Source organism: uncultured Cloacibacillus sp., assembly GCF_963926575.1.
GTDB classification, from domain to species: Bacteria; Synergistota; Synergistia; order Synergistales; family Synergistaceae; genus Caccocola; species Caccocola faecigallinarum.
In genome coordinates this window covers 17,129-33,516 of record NZ_CAWUXW010000002.1, presented here as the reverse complement: position 1 = coordinate 33,516, position 16,388 = coordinate 17,129, and the positions used below count along the sequence as shown (strand labels likewise).

16 protein-coding genes are annotated in these 16,388 nt (G+C 52.1%); 10 read left to right on the top strand and 6 right to left on the bottom strand.

Translation table 11 applies throughout. From position 1 onward, the window contains the following. Positions 1-458 precede the first annotated feature (458 nt). The 10 genes from ABGT66_RS02820 to ABGT66_RS02775 all read left to right on the top strand — a co-directional run bounded on the left by ABGT66_RS02820 (position 459) and on the right by ABGT66_RS02775 (position 9,519). A complete protein-coding gene (locus ABGT66_RS02820; RefSeq protein ID WP_346688712.1) occupies positions 459-623 on the top strand; it encodes a hypothetical protein in 165 nt (54 codons plus the stop codon). A 371-nt stretch (positions 624-994) separates the two neighbouring features. Further along, positions 995-1,516: a YadA C-terminal domain-containing protein gene (locus ABGT66_RS02815; RefSeq protein WP_346688710.1), complete on the top strand. Its 522-nt coding sequence runs from the start codon at positions 995-997 to the stop codon at positions 1,514-1,516. A gap of 886 nt (positions 1,517-2,402) precedes the next feature. After that, complete coding sequence (locus tag ABGT66_RS02810) at positions 2,403-3,185, top strand: TSUP family transporter (protein WP_346688708.1); 783 nt, start codon at positions 2,403-2,405, stop codon at positions 3,183-3,185. Between the two features lie 51 nt (positions 3,186-3,236). Then, positions 3,237-4,337: an ISAs1 family transposase gene (locus ABGT66_RS02805; RefSeq protein ID WP_346688706.1), complete on the top strand. Its 1,101-nt coding sequence runs from the start codon at positions 3,237-3,239 to the stop codon at positions 4,335-4,337. 158 nt (positions 4,338-4,495) lie between these two features. After that, positions 4,496-4,696 carry a sulfur carrier protein ThiS gene (thiS, locus tag ABGT66_RS02800; RefSeq protein ID WP_294193772.1) on the top strand — a complete coding sequence of 67 codons (201 nt, stop codon included), beginning with the start codon at positions 4,496-4,498 and terminating at the stop codon, positions 4,694-4,696. Positions 4,697-4,957: 261 nt separating this feature from the next. Further along, on the top strand, positions 4,958-5,722 hold the full coding sequence (locus tag ABGT66_RS02795; RefSeq protein WP_346688704.1) for a thiazole synthase: 765 nt from the start codon (positions 4,958-4,960) through the stop codon (positions 5,720-5,722). Positions 5,723-5,733: 11 nt separating this feature from the next. Beyond that, positions 5,734-6,906 carry a 2-iminoacetate synthase ThiH gene (gene thiH, locus ABGT66_RS02790; RefSeq protein WP_346688702.1) on the top strand — a complete coding sequence of 391 codons (1,173 nt, stop codon included), beginning with the start codon at positions 5,734-5,736 and terminating at the stop codon, positions 6,904-6,906. A 3-nt stretch (positions 6,907-6,909) separates the two neighbouring features. Further along, complete coding sequence (locus ABGT66_RS02785) at positions 6,910-7,500, top strand: thiamine phosphate synthase (protein ID WP_346688700.1); 591 nt, start codon at positions 6,910-6,912, stop codon at positions 7,498-7,500. Between the two features lie 104 nt (positions 7,501-7,604). After that, positions 7,605-8,786 (top strand): coenzyme F420-0:L-glutamate ligase, encoded by a 1,182-nt coding sequence (locus ABGT66_RS02780; protein ID WP_346688698.1) that lies wholly within the window; start codon positions 7,605-7,607, stop codon positions 8,784-8,786. Further along, entirely contained in the window at positions 8,779-9,519 is a 741-nt protein-coding gene (locus ABGT66_RS02775) for an acyl-ACP thioesterase domain-containing protein (RefSeq protein WP_346688696.1), read from the top strand. The genes ABGT66_RS02780 and ABGT66_RS02775 overlap by 8 nt, the downstream gene beginning before the upstream one ends. A gap of 597 nt (positions 9,520-10,116) precedes the next feature. Here the strand turns inward: ABGT66_RS02775 and ABGT66_RS02770 are convergent. The 6 genes from ABGT66_RS02770 to alr form a co-directional block, all read right to left on the bottom strand. After that, a complete protein-coding gene (locus ABGT66_RS02770; protein WP_346689228.1) occupies positions 10,117-10,983 on the bottom strand; it encodes a MurR/RpiR family transcriptional regulator in 867 nt (288 codons plus the stop codon). A 101-nt stretch (positions 10,984-11,084) separates the two neighbouring features. Continuing rightward, complete coding sequence (locus ABGT66_RS02765) at positions 11,085-12,371, bottom strand: TRAP transporter large permease (protein WP_346688694.1); 1,287 nt, start codon at positions 12,369-12,371, stop codon at positions 11,085-11,087. Positions 12,372-12,390: 19 nt separating this feature from the next. After that, entirely contained in the window at positions 12,391-12,867 is a 477-nt protein-coding gene (locus ABGT66_RS02760) for a TRAP transporter small permease subunit (RefSeq protein WP_346688692.1), read from the bottom strand. Positions 12,868-12,952: 85 nt separating this feature from the next. After that, positions 12,953-13,972 (bottom strand): TRAP transporter substrate-binding protein, encoded by a 1,020-nt coding sequence (locus ABGT66_RS02755; RefSeq protein WP_346688690.1) that lies wholly within the window; start codon positions 13,970-13,972, stop codon positions 12,953-12,955. A gap of 51 nt (positions 13,973-14,023) precedes the next feature. Beyond that, positions 14,024-15,079: a glutamate cyclase domain-containing protein gene (locus ABGT66_RS02750; protein ID WP_346688688.1), complete on the bottom strand. Its 1,056-nt coding sequence runs from the start codon at positions 15,077-15,079 to the stop codon at positions 14,024-14,026. 87 nt (positions 15,080-15,166) lie between these two features. Beyond that, positions 15,167-16,366, bottom strand: coding sequence for an alanine racemase (gene alr, locus ABGT66_RS02745; protein WP_346688686.1), 1,200 nt, complete (start codon positions 16,364-16,366; stop codon positions 15,167-15,169). Between the last annotated feature and the right edge of the window lie 22 nt (positions 16,367-16,388).

Sequence of the window (16,388 nt, the reverse complement as noted above, 5' to 3'; positions counted from 1 at the left end):
AAAAGCCGAAGCTCCCGTAAATAATTGAGTGAATATAAACGCAAGATGATGACAAAAATTTCATCAAAGGAGAGACGTGAAGATGACTATAGAAAGGTACATAAAGGAGAATGTATTGCAGGCATTATTACTCTCTTCGTTTGTCCTGCTATTTATTTTGTGTATATCGACAAACCATGCGATCGCTGCCGGAGCTAACGCGACAGAATACGACAAAGCTGATGCATCCGGCGCTTGCAGCACCGCTTATGGTTTTCAAGCAAAGGCATCAAGTACGTATACAACTGCTAACGGATTTGTTGCTGATGCTTCTGGAGCCAGTAGCACTGCAATTGGAGCATATGCCAGTGCATCAGCCAGTAGCACGACAGCCGTCGGCGTCCACGCAGAAGCGTCAGGTTTATATGCAACTGCGACCGGGAACGGAGCCATAGCCTCAGAGCTGGGCGGTACTGCGTATGGACTTCAAGCTACAGCATCAAGTACATACACAACTGCTAGCGGCATTGCCTCAAAAGCCACAAGTTCCAGCAGTTCCGCATTCGGCGCATATGCTAATGCGTCTGGAGGCAGCAGCACTGCGCTGGGCGTTCATGCAAATGCAGCGGGAGGCAATTCTATAGCAGGCGGGCTTCGCTCAAGCGCCTCTGGGTTGGGCAGTACAGCTTACGGCGTAGTATCTAATGCATCTAACACATACGCTACTGCCGTTGGGCTTTCGGCAAATGCATTAGGCAACAGCAGTACGGCCCTTGGCACATACGCCAACGCATCAAACGTATATAGTACAGCAACAGGTGCATATGCCGATGCATCAAGTGATGGAGCTACAGCTTATGGATACGGCAGTATAGCAAGCGCAAATAATTCCGTCGCTTTAGGACGCGGCTCCGTAGCAGACAAAGCCAACACCGTCTCATTCGGCAACGCGACGCTTAAGCGCCAGCTTACGAACATCGCCGACGGCGGCGTTTATCAGGGGAGCTCGGACGCGGTGACGGGAGGTCAGCTTTGGGATACTTATCAGCGCATGGGGACGATGGAGAACAATATCTACCGCGAGATAGACGATCTGCGCGAGGACGTGAACGTGGTCGGCGCGCACGCGGCGGCGCTCTCGGGGCTTCACCCGATTCAGTATAACCCCTACGAGCCGACGACGCTTTCCGCCGCGGTGGGCGCGTACCGCGACGAGTACGCCGTGGCGGTCGGCGTCTTCCATTACACGCGCGAGAACGTGATGTTCAACCTCGGCGCGTCGCTCTGCTCGGACGGCGACGTTATGGGGCGCGCGGGCGTGAGCTTCGCGGTCGGCAAGTCTTCGGACAAGAAGCCGCGCCTCGCCTCGACTATGGGCGGCCTGCAAAAGCAGGTGCTCGACATGCAGGCGAAGCTCGACGGCCTCGAAGAGAAGAACGCGCGCAATGAGGAAATCATCCGGCAGAACGCCGAGATAATGGCGCAGAACGAGAAGCTCATCCGCGAGCTGACGAAGCGGCTCGAAGCGAAGAATTAGGACAGTACGCCGCGCCCCCGCGCGGGGCGCGTGAGTTGAAACGCTTACGTTGCGTTTTATGCGCGGAGACGCGCAGGGCGGAGGCTCCTGCCTCCGCTTTTTCTTTCCACGGCGCGCGGCTATGATATAGAAGAATAACAAGTAGGAACCATATCTCTTTGCGGCAAAACGCGCCTTGCACATGGCGGCTGCAGGGATTTCCCGAAGAGTTAGCCAACGCGAACTAACGCCGCCATAGTGACGGTAGAGGCGCGGCGGTGCTATAATCTTCACAGGTAGAGCTAAATCACTTTCATAATCCTAAGTATTAACTCTAGGATTTTGAGGAGTACTTCTACGAGAGGGACGAGGACATTAGCTTTGGCGAGCAGGCCCCGTCCCTTTTTGTTCACAGAAAAGCCGAGGCCGCGCCTTTGCCGCAAAACGCGCTCTGCACATGGCGGCGGCAAGGACTTTTGAAAAGTTCGCTTACGCGAACTGCCGCCGCCATAGTGACGGTAAAGACGCGGCGTGTTACAATTCTCTCGGGTAGTTAAGCTACCCGAGACGTTTGAGCAACAGCTCAATCAGTCTCAGAAGCAGGCTTAACAGAGGGACGTAACGGAGCAGCTGGCGACTGAAGTTACGTCCCTCTCGCCTTTTCAAATGTCTCCACTTGCTTCGGCGTTTCCGAGAGGCTTTTCCGCTGCTGTCATGCACGGCGTTCACCTCCCTTTAGGGAGAAACTTCTGCTTCGAGTTCCCTCACCTCGAAAGTCCGTCAAAAATTATTATACAATAAGGTTATATTCTTGCCCAACACATACATTATCCGCCGCTGCTTTTTCTTTCCACGGCGCGCGGCTATAATAGCGGCAGCGGCGCGGGCCGTTTGGGGAGGATTTTTTATGGCGGATGCTTTTGTTGTTTCTGCTCCTGCTCTTGCTTTTGTCTGTTTTATGGTTTTTCTCGCGGGGTTTGTGGACGCCTCGGCAGGGGGCGGCGCGCTGATCGCTATTCCGGCTTATCTGTTCACGGGGATGCCGGCGCACTGCGCGCTCGGGAGCAACAAGCTTTCGAGCGCGTGCGGGACAACGCTCTCCGTCGTGAAGTTCTGGCGCAGCGGCGCGGTGGAGCCGCGTTCCGCGGCGATCGCCTTCGCGGCTTCGTTCGCGGGCTCGGCGCTCGGCGCGCATATCGCGCTGCTTTTGAGCGACGCGGCTATAAAGACGGCGCTGCTGGTGATTCTGCCCGGCGTCGCGCTCGTCGTGCTTTTCAAGCGCAATTTCGGCGAGGAGGGCGGCGCGCGGGAGATTTCCAAACGGCGGGCGGCTCTGCTGTCGGCGGTCATCGGCCTGCTCATCGGCGGCTACGACGGCCTTTTCGGGCCCGGGACGGGGACCTTCGCGATTATCGCGTTCTCTATGCTGCTCGGCCTCGACCTGAAGACCTCGTCGGGCAACGCGAAGATTCTCAACGCCGCCTCGAACTACGCGTCGCTTATCACGTTCATCTGCGCTGACGCCGTCATCTTCTCCATCGCGATTCCCGCGGCGCTCTGCAACATGGCGGGAAATTATCTCGGCTCGCGCTGCGCTCTGACGAAGGGCGCGCGCTTCATCAGGCCGATGATGCTCTGCGTGCTCGCGATGCTTATGCTGAAAATCGTCTGGGACGTGGTCCACGGCTAGCGGCAGGGCTACAGCATTTACTTTTCTCCAAATAAGCGCTACAACTAAAGCATGAAAATAGAGACATTAAAAGATTTAATCGCGCATATCACGGAACCAAGACGCACCAACTTCGGCAACATCAGACATAAGCTCGAGGATATTATCATCATCGGGCTGTGTACTGTAATTTGCGGCGGGGACGACTTTATCGAAATGGAGGATTTCGGCAGAACAAGGGAAGAATGGCTGAAGCAGTTTCTTGAACTGCCTAACGGCATCCCCGACAGCGACACGTTCCGCCGCGTCTTTGAACGTTTAAATCCTAAGGAACTGTCGCAATGTCTTGTAAACTGGCTTGATGTCGAGCACAGAAAACGTTCCGTCGTCGCAGTCGACGGAAAGACGATATGCGGAAGCGCCAATGCGGAACACAAAGCCTTCCATGTCGTCAGCGCCTTCGTTACGGACAACCAAATCACACTGGGAGAGATAGCCGTACCGGAAAAGACAAACGAAATAACGGCTATACCTGAGCTGCTCGACCTTGTGGATATAAAAGACCAGATAGTTACGATAGACGCGGCAGGCTGTCAGAAGAAAATAGCGGAGAAAATAGTCATGAAGAAAGCCGACTATGTATTGGCGCTTAAAGACAACCAGCCAGAACTGCATAAAAACGTCAGGATGTACTTCGATTCATTCCGAAATGAAATGGAATCCGAAGAAACGCTCGACAAAGGGCATGGACGTATGGAACGCCGAGAATACAGACTTCTGACAGACATCTCGTGGCTGGAGGGGCGTAAGGAATGGAAGGGCTTAAAGGCGGTGGGCGAGGCAAAGAGCACAGTATATGAGAAAGACGCCGTGTGTGAACATACGAGATACTTCATAACGACGCTGACGGACGTAAAAGAATTTGGCAATGCGGTAAGAAGCCATTGGGCGATAGAAAACAACCTGCACTGGTCGCTAGACGTAATATTTCGAGAAGACGCGGCGAGAGCCAGAAAAGACAACTCGCCGCTGTGTATGAACGTTCTGAGAAAAACCGCACTGTCCCTGCTCAACAATGCCAGATACGGACGCGTGAGCAAGAAAAGGATAAGGTTTATGGCCGCTATGACGCCAGAGCTTATGCTTAACGTGCTGTTTGGGATTAAGAGGTAAATGCTGGGGCCCTGGGCTAGCGGGCCGCGCGCTTGACATTGCGGGCGCGCGGTGATAATTTAATCGGTAGAGTGATTCCGAAAGGCGTCACGAAGGGGTACACCACCGCGGGTGTAAATCTTCGTGACGCCTTTTTGTTTTTTGCGGGAGGGAGAAGTATGCGGATAGAAGTCAACGGAGAGCCGTTCGACTGCGCTGAGGGGACGACGCTGCTCGCGCTGATACGGGCGCGCGGCCTCGAGCCGGAGCGCGTCGCCGCCGAGGTGAACGGCGAGATTGCGCGCCGCTCGGATTTCGGCGCGGCGGAGCTGCGCGCGGGCGACAGGGTGGAGCTCGTGCATTTCGTCGGCGGGGGTTAACGGCAAGCGCGGAAGAGATTCACAGCGCGCCCGCGCTGCGCCGGGACTTCCGGCTCTAAAACGTGAGACCGCGTCAAAGCCTATGCGTTCCGATTGTGCCTCACGTTTTATGCCGGAGGCCCCGGCCTGAAAATTGCCGGGGCGACATAGATAATGTAGTTTTTATTTTTTGTGTTTTTTGTTTGATTGACTAAAAATCTAATTTTCTGACAATTCCGTGCATACAGCGCTCGGACATCTTCGAAAGGAAGTATCGCCACAATGACCGACAAACTCATCATCGGAGGACACGAATTCACGTCGCGCTTTATTCTCGGCTCGGGTAAATATTCGCCGGAGCTCATCAAGGCCGCCGTCTCGGAGGCGGGCGCGCAGATTATCACGATAGCGCTGCGCCGCGCCAACTCCAAGACAGACAGCATTCTCGAGCATATCCCGCGGGGCGTGACGCTGCTGCCGAACACCTCGGGCGCGCGCACGGCGGACGAGGCGGTGCGCATCGCGCGGCTCGCGCGCGAGTGCGGCTGCGGCGACTTCGTCAAAATCGAGATAATGCGCGACAGCAAGTATCTGCTGCCCGACAACTGCGAGACTGTGCGCGCGACTGAAATCCTCGCGAAAGAGGGTTTCATCGTCATGCCCTATATGTACCCCGACCTCAACACGGCGCGCGACCTCGTGAGCGCCGGGGCCGCCGCCGTCATGCCGCTCGGCGCGCCGATAGGCTCGAACAAGGGGCTCGCGACGCGCGAGTTCATTCAGATACTCATCGACGAAATCGAGCTTCCGATAATCGTCGACGCGGGCATCGGGCGGCCCTCGCAGGCCTGCGAGGCTATGGAGATGGGCGCGGCGGCGATAATGGCGAACACCGCGATAGCGACGGCGGGCGACGTGCCCGCAATGGCGCGCGCCTTCGGCCTCGCCGTGCGCGCGGGGCGCGAGGCGCACCTCGCGGGGCTCGGCCGCGTCATCGAGAAGGGCGCTGCGGCCTCGTCGCCGCTGACGGGCTTCCTCGCCGACTAGGAGGCCGCGAAATGTCCGTAACTATCGAAAAATCCCGACGCACGGACCACATGGCCTACATGGAGGGCATGGAGCAGATAGACTCGACGATTCGCCGCGAGGTCATAGCGGCGCGCGAGGGCTACGACGCGGCGGCCTTCGGCGCGGGCGACGTGCGGCGCGCGCTCTCGGCCTCGTCGCGCGGCCCGCGCGAATTCGCGGCGCTGCTCTCCCCCGCCGCGGCCCCGTTCCTCGAAGAGATGGCGCGCCTCGCGCGCGAGGAAAAGCGCCGCTATTTCGGCGACAACGTCTATCTCTTCACGCCGCTCTACATTTCAAACTACTGCGAAAATTACTGCGTCTACTGCGGCTTCAACTGCCACAACAAAATCCGCCGCGCGAAGCTCGACATGGAGGAAATCGAGCGCGAGCTTCAGGCGATAGCAGAAACGGGGCTCGAAGAGATTCTCATACTGACGGGCGAGAGCCGCAAGGCGAGCGGCGTCGAGTACATCGGCGACGCCTGTGAGCTCGCGAGCCGCTATTTCAAGACCGTCGGCATCGAGGTCTACCCGATGAACTCCGACGAATACGCCTACCTGCACAGGCGCGGCGTCGATTACGTCACGGTCTTTCAGGAGACCTACGACTCCGACCGTTACGAGGAGCTGCACCTCTCGGGCCACAAGCGCGTATTCCCCTACCGCTTCGAGGCGCAGGAGCGCGCGCTGATGGGCGGGATGCGCGGCGTAGCCTTCGCTGCTCTGCTCGGCCTCTCCGACTTCCGCCGCGACGCCTTCGCGGTCGGGATGCACGCCTATCTGCTACAGCGCAAATATCCGCGCGCCGAGATTTCATTCTCCTGCCCGCGGCTGCGCCCCATCGTCGGCGGCGAGGGCATACAGCCCGCGGACAAGGTCGGCGAGCGCGAGCTGCTACAGATACTCTGCGCCTACAGGCTCTTCATGCCCTACGCGGGAATCACGGTCTCGACGCGCGAGCGCGCGGGCTTCCGCGACAACGTGATGGACATAGCCGCGACGAAAATTTCCGCCGGCGTCTCCACCGGCATCGGCGGGCACACCGGCGAGGAAAAGGGCGACGACCAGTTCGAGATAGCCGACAACCGCACGGTGGAGGAAGTTACGGCGGCGGCGCGCGAACGCGGGCTGAGCGCGGTCACGAACGACTACATTTATCTCTAGGCGATGTTTCGGATAATCTGCGTAACGAACAGGAAATTGTGCGCGGGGGACTTCATCGCGCGGCTTTCGGAAATTTCGCGCGGCGGCGCGGATTACGTGATACTGCGCGAAAAGGATTTATCCGAAGCCGAGTACGCGGAGCTGGCGGAGCGCGCGCTCGCCGTATGCGGGGAGAGGCTCGTCCTTCACGGGACGGGCGCTCTGCCGCTTCTGCGCCGCCTGCCACGCCTCCACCTGCCGCTCGCGCTTCTCGAAAACAATCCGGCGCTGCGGCGCGAGGCGGAGCTTCTCGGCGTCTCCGTCCATTCGCCGGAGGAGGCGAAGCGCGCGGAAGCCCTCGGCGCGGACTACGTGACTGCGGGACATGTTTTCGCGACCGACTGCAAACGCGGCATTCCCGGGCGCGGCCTCGATTTCCTGAAAGCGGCGGCGGCCTCCGTGCGCATACCCGTTTACGCGATAGGCGGGATATCGGCGCAAAACGTCGCCGCCGTCCGCGGCGCGGGAGCCGCGGGGGCCTGCGTCATGAGCGGCCTCATGTCATGCCCCGACGCGCGCGCGGAGCTCGAAGCGCTGCGCCGCGCGCTTGCGTGAGGGCATGAAAAATTTTCCGAGCGCGCCGGATTTCACAAAACGCCGCCCTTAATGCTAAAATAGATAGGCTTGCTAAAAAATCTCCGGCTGAAAGGGACGATTCGATGCGTTACGTTGGAACCGTTTCGAGAGGGATACGCCTCCCGGTCGTCACGAAGGGCGACGACATTGTAAAGATAATCACAGACAACATAATAAAGGCCGCTTCGTCTGAGCGCGACAAATTCGAGATAAGGGACCGCGACGTGATAGGCGTCACGGAGTCGCTCGTCGCGCGCTCGCAGGGCAACTACGTCACGCTGCGCGACATATCCGACGACGTGGCGCGCAAATTCCCCGATGGCGACGTCGCCGTCATAAGCCCGATACTCTCGCGCAACCGCTTCCACCAGCTGCTGCGCGGCATGGCGGCGGGCATCAAAGGAAAAATCCACGTCGTGCTCACCTACCCCTCCGACGAGGTGGGGAACCAGATAATCGAGCCGATGAACTACTACCTCAACAGCGGCAGGCTCTCGGGCGAATGCTTCAGCGAGGATGAATACTACAAAATCTTCGGCGAGTACAAGCATCCGTTCACGGGCGTCGACTACGTGCAGCTCTACAAGAGCATCGACCCCGAGCGCATAAGCGTGCATTTCTCGAACAACCCGCTCTCTGCGCTCAAATTCGCGAAGCAGGTCATAGTCGCGAGCATCCACGCGCGCGCGATACACCGCGACATACTCGAAAAGGGCGGCGCGGAAAAGGTCGTCACGCTCGACCAGATATGCTCCTCGCCGGTGCGCGAGGGCGCGGGCTTCAACCCCGACTACGGCGTCCTCGGCTCGAACTACACCAACGACGACTCCGTGAAGCTCTTCCCGCGCGGCTGCGAAGAATTCGTGCGCAAGCTCCAGGCGGAGATGAAGAGCCGCACTGGCCGCGACGTCGAGGTGCTCGTCTACGGCGACGGAGCCTTCAAGGACCCCGTCTGCGGAATATGGGAGCTCGCCGACCCCGTCGTATCGCCCGGCTTCACAGACGGCCTCGTCGGACTGCCGAAGGAAATCAAATTCAAATACGTCGCCGACAACGCCGAGGGCAAAGACCCCGCGAAGGCCGTCGAAGAGGCGATACGCGCGAAGAGCCGCCTCGACCGCTTCGGCCACTCGACGCTCGGCACGACGCCGCGCCGCCTGACCGACCTCATAGGCTCGCTCTGCGACCTCACCTCCGGCTCCGGCGACAAAGGCACGCCCGTCGTCTACATACAGGGCTACTTCGACAGCTACCTCGATGACTGAGCTCGACCTCGCCGTTCCATTCAGCGGCATAGACCCGCGCGGGCGAGTCAAATTCTCCGTGCTGCTCGAGATGTTCCAGGAGATGGCCGACGCCGACGCGTCGAAATACGGCCTCTCCGTGCGCCAGACGCTCGAGCACAACATCACCTGGGTGCTGCGCAAGTACCGCATAGAGCTTGAGAAATACCCGACGAAGGAAAGCGGCGACATCCACATAAAGACCTACGCGGAGCCGTGCCGCAACCTCTTCTCGCTGCGCTCCTTCAAGCTCTGGGACTCGCGCGGCGAGTTCCTCGGCTCGGCCTACACCTGGTGGGTGCTGCTCGACTTCGTAAAGCAGAGGCCGATGCGCCTCGACAAATGCGAGCTGATGACCGCCTTCAAGGAGCGCGTCAACGAGGTGCTGCCGCCCGACGTTAAAATCCCGGCGGTCACGGCCCCGTCGATAGAGGAAACGTGGAAGGTCCGCTGGCAGGACCTCGACGTCAACGACCACACGAACAACGCCGTCTACTTCAGCTGGGCGCTCGACACCGTGCCCGACGAAGTCCCCGAGTTCATGGAGCCCGCGCTCGCCGAGGGAGAATTCATCCACCCGATCCCGCGCACGCGCGTCCGCTGCCTCACGCAGGAAGTAGAGACCGAAAAAGGCCGCGCCTTCCTCCACTCGCTGCGGCATATCGAGGACGACACGGAATACGCAAAGCTCTACTCGCGGTGGATGGAGAAATAGAATCCATTACCGGCGATGGGATTCATCGCCGGTAAATTTACATCATAAGCAATATGAACTTTTATAAGCGGATAATGCTACAGCGTCGCCATTTTTTTGAGGATTTCTGCACTAAGAATGATTTCAATTTATACACTTCTTCTTTTGACAGCGCTGATGTGTCTATCAACAATAGTTGTGTTGAGTGTAACAATATTAGTAGATATATCGAATGTACAAAAAGTTTATCTATATCAGAATATGAATAAGTTCCGTTTCCAATGCTTGAGACAGAAAATTTACTTTCAGCAAAATCATAACGAAATGATGGATATGAGTCGTTAAATACTTGTTTTAAGTTTTGCCTCTGCTTGTAGCTTGGGTATTGGCCAATCATAAAAGTCCAACATCCAAACGCCAACATTATTATTTTTACAATATTGCTGTCAAAAACGAACAGTCCCACATAAATAAAAGCAATTGAGGCTACAAGCATACTTTTCATAAAGTATGGCGCAAAAATAATTACATGCGCATTGGCCAAAGCTTTTACAGAACGGTCATTAAGCTGAAACTGGATAGTAAACATTATAGTCAGAAACACTAAAGACAGTGTTATTAAATCCCGACATAAAATGTTGAGACCATTTCTTCCATATTCTCCGCATATCGTTCCTGTATATCATACCCCGTACGCGCAGACACCTCGGACGCTATGTAGTCAACAGCGAACATTATTGACGTTAAGGAGTCACGTAATTGAGAGTCCAGCCACGCTACATGGAATGAACACATCGCCCAAGGAGAAATAGAATCATATATGAGTGTCGTGAAAACTATAATCTTGACTTGCTTTTTGCGCAATATCGGAAGTAGTTTTAGCAATAAAAACTCATAGCGAGGGAATAAGAATATTACGATAGCATCACCTTCACTCTGAGATAGCGCGTCATCAGCATAGATACCGCCAACACCCATGAGTTGGTTGACGTTGTTATGATTCATACGTAGACTTGCCGTCATGTACTGAGCCACTCCGGTCATTGAACATGTACCGTAAACAAAAATACGTTTGGCCTCGGTTAAAAGTCTTGCGGCCACGGGTCCGCAGCCCAACGCATCAATATGACTTGAGGTCAATTGAATGTTATTGACAGTATTATTTAAGTTGCTTTGAAGCAAAGTAGAGTTTTGTTGCCTTTTTCGGTTTTTATAAAGCCGTTGCGGCACACTATCCTTTTGGAGGAGCTCTTTACGAAGCTCTTGAACAAAATCGGCATAACCGCCTAAATTTAAAAAACGAGAAAAACGTATGATAGATGCCGTGCTGCTTCCGACCTCAGCAGCAAGCTTTTCAAGTGTCATAAATGCAACAGCCGAAGAATTTTTGACAATATAATCTGCGATCTTTCTCTGAATTGTTGTCATGGATCCATAATTCGCTTGAATTTGGTTAACTACGCCATCGTATACACCATCCCAGATTATTCAAGATAGCGATGATTATCATATACATATAAACTATCGAATTATAACACAGGAAAGTACAGGTACTCTCCTGTGTTATTTGACATCAAATACAAATATTATTTTGCAAATTGTAAATAAACTGGCAACCACGTGGAAAGGTTGGGGAAGAACACAATTGCCACCGCAAGAAGCACAAGCGGGATATACCACGGAATCATGCACTTGATCAACCGTTCAAGTGTGATATTAGCGACTCGTGCCGTTATGTAAAGAACGTTGCCAACAGGAGGAGTTACATTACCAACGCAAAGTGTATAGACCACCAACATAGCAAACTGGAGAGGCGGTATATTCAAGTCAGCTACAAGCGGCTTAATAATAGGCACAACTATTAAGATTGCCGCAGATGGGGTTATAAAACATCCTACAATCAAGAGAAAGACAAGCATTAATAGCATAACAACAGTTGGACTATCCGAGAGACTTACAATCCATGCGCAAATAGTTTGAGGGATCAATTCGCGAGTCAGAATCCACCCCAGCGTTGTAACAGTCCCCATAATAAGCATAATCATCGCCGTATTTTCAACGGTATCCCAAAGTATATGCTTTAGGTCTGTGAGCTTCAATTCCCTATACAGAAAAAGGCCAATCGCAGCGCCATAGCCAACTGTCACCGAAGCCGCTTCTGTAGGAGTGAAGAAACCAGAAAATGAGCCTCCAATTATTAGGACAGGTGCGAACAGTGCAGGCAACGCAGACCAAAATGTTTTCTTGACAGTGGCAAATGTCGCTTTTTTCTGATAATAGCCATATTTTTTACCAAGGAAATAACAGAGCACCATCTGGGACATACCCATTATCAGCCCAGGGATGACCCCTGCTGCGAACATCGCCCCTGTAGAGACTCCAGCCTGAACAGCATAAACAACGGCTGGAATACTTGGAGGGATAATCGGCCCTATACATGCCGATGCCGCTGTAACTGCAGCCGAAAAGCCGACGTCGTACCCCTCTTTTTTCATAGCTTCTATTTCTACCTTGCCAAGTCCGGCGGCATCAGCCGTACCCGAGCCAGACATACCGGCAAATATGATTGAACCAAGTACGTTAACCTGCCCTAAACCACCAGGGATATGTCCGACCATAGCAGAGCAAAATTTAAATATTCGCTCGGTAACCCCACCAAAGTTCATTATATTGCCAGCCAATATAAAGAGCGGAATTGCCAACATCGAATACTGGTTGATACCGCTGCACATTGTCTGCGTGACAATGGCTAAACTTATATTACCACCGTTAACAACAAGATAGAATATTGACGCCGCCAAGGCAGAAACGCTGATTGGGAATCCCAATAAACAAATTCCTATGAAAAACAGGCACATCAACAGTCCATACATTCCAAACGCTCCTTCCTGCCTATTCTGTTTTAAAAGAAGTTGTGAGACGATAGGCGCTGAATAACACGACAAAGACACCTAAAACAACAAACGGAAAATAAATAAAACAGCCCCGTGACCACATCAATGTAGAGGTCGGAGTATGCCATTCCTGCATTGCCAAGCCGGATCCCCAGCCTACGACTACACCCCAGACTATAATATCGAGGATGTTAAATATACGTTTCAACAACCTTTGCGAAGAAAAACCAAACTTATCAAAGAACAGAGTAATCCTTATATCGTTGTCTAGCGTATATACAACCATCATACCCAGTACAACGACCCAATTTAGCACAAGAAGCTCGAATTCATTGGCCCAGAAGAAAGCTGAACCATCCAATGAAGGAATATATTTTGCCATAATTCTCCAAAAAACTGCAGCAAGAGATACAACAGTTATAACAACTATCAAAAAGCAAGAAGCATTTTTTAATATTTCCTGCAACTTCTTCATTATACTGCTCTCCTTCACTTTTTAGATAATAAATAAAAATATGTGCCTGTTGTATAATAAAAAACAGGCACATAAATAATATCTGTTACTTCGTGCGCGTAGCCTCGCATATTTCTAGGCAACAGGGAGCCCAACCTTTGCTGAGTGAATCGATTCCGCTCATTATGGCATTTTTGATTGAAGCAGAATCAATTTCGTTGGCTCGTATCACTGTCATACCGTTTTCTGCAAACCATTGCCATGTACTCTTTTCTTCAGCGCTAATGCTTTCGTTCGCGACATTTACATAGTGCTTCACGGCATCTTCAAGCACAGCCTTTTGCTGATCTGTTAAGGACTGGTATGTTTTATCGTTGATGAGTATCCAACGCATACCATAATTATGGTTCGTTTCCATGATATGACTCTGTACTTCATTCAGTGCATAACCTTTTATAAAATCGACTGGATTCTCCTGCGCATTTACAAGCCCTTGATTCAAGGAAAGGTACAGCTCTCCTGCGCTTATCGCAGTAGGAATTGCACCAGTCATTCTCCAAGCAGCTACCTGTATAGCAACATCCGGGACACGGAGAGAAAGGTGCTTTAAGTCTTCAACCGAGCGAACCGCCTTATTGGCTGTCAACTGGCGTGCTCCGCGGTTGTAATATCCCAGAGTCCTTAAGCCGCGGCGTTCGCGCAGAATGTCCATGATCGTTTTACCTGTATCGCCCATCTTGCTGTTCAGATAATTTTCAAGGTGAGTATAAGAATCAAAAAGATAGGGTATACGCATTATTGTAGCGTATTCAGGTGCTGCATTGACAGCCGCGATTTCTCCAACGGCAACCATTTCAGTTGTCCCAAACTGGCACTGTTCTGTCATATGTCCTTCGGATCCCAACTGCCCACCTGGGAATAGATGGATAGTTATGTTGTTATTAGATTTCTCTTCAATATATTTTTTAAACTCCCTAGCAGCAGAATCTTCAAGCGAACCGTTTTCTGGCAGGTATGCTAAACGAAGTACAACAGGGGGATCTTCTGCAGCAAAAGCTATATCAATGCTGTAAATATTGAGTATAGCCGCAAATGTCAAAATTATGCTAAGCAACTTTTTCATCATATATTCACTCCTTCACTTCATGCAGTTATATGGCTTAATTTTTATAGCAGTCTATTTTTTCTCCCACATATCTGCGTGGCTGTTGAGATAGCTGCGTGCGATCTGAGCAAATTCTTCCGCTATTGCAAGGTGTACCGGCATATCCATTCCATCAATGCGAGTTGCGATCTCTCCTGTCGGGCTGTCAATAAAGCCGGCCGCCGCCGTTCCCTCTATTGCGTTACGATGCACGTCAATACCAGCTAAAGCCTCTTGCTTGCCTGTCATAATAACAATAGCCGCAGCCAACGCTGATGCTCCCCAGTTAGAAACAGTAGAAGATACAAGAACGTCGCATTTCGTTTCCGGGATAATGCCACCTCCACACCCACAGCAACAAACATCTCCATGCGGAAGCCACTCGTACAAATCATCGTGGATATTTCCCATACCTACCTCATTACCACCATCACCGATGCCAATGGTAACTGTCCTTCCACTGTCTTCAAAAGCTGTTTTAAACAAAAGATCAGAACGGCAATGCCCATAGCTAATATCTTTTCCCTGAGAATTATGGGTAATTCCAAATTCATTTGGACCGCCGCGCTCACAGCTGATGATGGCTGCTGGATTGAAACGATTTAACAGTTCCTTTGCTTCTGTTATTGCGGTTACGGCATCTTCTGACATTGTAACAATGGCATATGCGCGCGTTGGGCGTTTACTTGGAGCACACGCGCCCTGTACCGTATCTATAGGAATCCGGCTGTAGCCTACATGGCGCATTACCGTAGCTAAAGGCTGCACCATCGTCTTGTCAGCAACTATAACTGGCGTGATATTCAACGCTCTCTGCATTGTATATATAAGTGTCGCTATACCTATAGGCCCATCGCTTTCAGCTATGTCAGTAGTGAAAGCGGAGCGTACAAGCAACCCGGTCAAAAAGAACACAACATCTCCTGGTTTTGTCTCGTCAATAAGTGCTTTTGCGGCTGCATATGTGAGTGGTGCTTCTCCTGTCAAATTGCGTGATGATTTATAAAGTTTCTCTATCGCATTGCGCAATGACATGTCAAGCGTCATAACTTTATCTAACATCTCATAAGGCTGATAGTCTACAGGCATTACAATTCTCCCCTTTTTTGTTTGAACGCAAGATACTACATGAGGCTTGTCTGTGTATATTTACAGACAAGCCTCATTACAACCAACCTATAACTTCGTTACATTAAAGCCGTTAGCAATACTGACGGCCTTACCGTTACGGAAATAAACCCTTGGCAGATTTGGATTAATTCCAATCAGCCATTCACTAAGATTTCTATCCCACAGTTTAGATACTTCTTTATATGTAATTTCTTCGTTGCCTTGTTTGCCGAAAATAACGACCTCATCCCCGACTTCAACTTCCGGCGCATCAGAAAGATCAAGGATCGTATGCTCCAGAGATTCAGAGCTTCCTACTGGTATACGCTTACCCCTTATCAGTACATATCCAGCGCTGTTCTTATGATCGACACCATCGTTTAAACCGCATGGGATAATTCCGATATGCAGCGGCTTATCCAATTTGACGTTCTTGAAACCAGGGCCAAATTTTCCTCCGATGACATCTTTTGTAAGAATAACCCGCGTTTTCCACGCCACCATTGCTTGCTGCAGTTTCGGGTGCTCTTCTCTTGGATCAAGAGGCGAGTATCCCCAAATTGCCCTGCCAGGGCAGATTCCATGATGCCATATTTCGTGCATTGCAATGGAAGCCGCCGTGTTGGCAATCTGAATGAATGGAGGATATATGCCTTTGCTTTCAAGCACATCAAGCATCTTGCTAAAGCGCTCGTTCTGCCAGCGCGTATAATCATTTGCTCCCTGATCCTCCCACTTCGTGTCACAAAGATGTGTGTAGATACCGCAGAGCTTTATATTGGGCATTTTGACAATATTCTCTATGATCGGCGGAGCGTCCTCAACGTTGATGCCAAGGCGCCCGCGACCGCACTCCACCTTAATAAATATCGGAAAGTCTTTCTTTCCAGCAGCAACAGCAGCGTCGGAAATGGCCTTGCCCTGAAATTCATACATAATTGTGGGGGTGAGGCTGTATTCAATGTATGTATCAGCCACACCTTCAATAAGGTTGCTGGCAAAAATCAAGAGCGGCGTCTTAATTCCATACTTTCGAAGAGCGATTCCTTCATCTACGGAACCAATGCCCATAACATCTGCGCCACATTCCTCAAGAATACGCGCCGACTCAAGTATTCCATGTCCGTATGCGTTTGATTTGACAGCAGGCATTATCTTAATATTAGGGCCTACCATTTCACGCAGTTTGTTGAAGTTGTTAGCTATTGCATCGAGATTTACCTCTATCCAGTTGGGACGGGTAAATTTCCTTACGAAATCTTCCATAAGAATGCCTCCTCAAGATCTT

What these genes read in the sequence shown, in the direction of transcription:
- alr (WP_346688686.1), bottom strand. Translation starts at nt 16,366, where the DNA reads ATGGAAGATTTCGTAAGGAAATTTACCCGTCCCAACTGGATAGAGGTA.
- ABGT66_RS02765 (WP_346688694.1), bottom strand. Translation starts at nt 12,371, where the DNA reads ATGTATGGACTGTTGATGTGCCTGTTTTTCATAGGAATTTGTTTATTG.
- ABGT66_RS02760 (WP_346688692.1), bottom strand. Translation starts at nt 12,867, where the DNA reads ATGAAGAAGTTGCAGGAAATATTAAAAAATGCTTCTTGCTTTTTGATA.
- thiS (WP_294193772.1), top strand. Translation starts at nt 4,496, where the DNA reads ATGCGGATAGAAGTCAACGGAGAGCCGTTCGACTGCGCTGAGGGGACG.
- thiH (WP_346688702.1), top strand. Translation starts at nt 5,734, where the DNA reads ATGTCCGTAACTATCGAAAAATCCCGACGCACGGACCACATGGCCTAC.
- ABGT66_RS02820 (WP_346688712.1), top strand. Translation starts at nt 459, where the DNA reads ATGGACTTCAAGCTACAGCATCAAGTACATACACAACTGCTAGCGGCA.
- ABGT66_RS02785 (WP_346688700.1), top strand. Translation starts at nt 6,910, where the DNA reads ATGTTTCGGATAATCTGCGTAACGAACAGGAAATTGTGCGCGGGGGAC.
- ABGT66_RS02780 (WP_346688698.1), top strand. Translation starts at nt 7,605, where the DNA reads ATGCGTTACGTTGGAACCGTTTCGAGAGGGATACGCCTCCCGGTCGTC.
- ABGT66_RS02795 (WP_346688704.1), top strand. Translation starts at nt 4,958, where the DNA reads ATGACCGACAAACTCATCATCGGAGGACACGAATTCACGTCGCGCTTT.
- ABGT66_RS02750 (WP_346688688.1), bottom strand. Translation starts at nt 15,079, where the DNA reads ATGCCTGTAGACTATCAGCCTTATGAGATGTTAGATAAAGTTATGACG.
- ABGT66_RS02755 (WP_346688690.1), bottom strand. Translation starts at nt 13,972, where the DNA reads ATGATGAAAAAGTTGCTTAGCATAATTTTGACATTTGCGGCTATACTC.
- ABGT66_RS02810 (WP_346688708.1), top strand. Translation starts at nt 2,403, where the DNA reads ATGGCGGATGCTTTTGTTGTTTCTGCTCCTGCTCTTGCTTTTGTCTGT.
- ABGT66_RS02805 (WP_346688706.1), top strand. Translation starts at nt 3,237, where the DNA reads ATGAAAATAGAGACATTAAAAGATTTAATCGCGCATATCACGGAACCA.
- ABGT66_RS02775 (WP_346688696.1), top strand. Translation starts at nt 8,779, where the DNA reads ATGACTGAGCTCGACCTCGCCGTTCCATTCAGCGGCATAGACCCGCGC.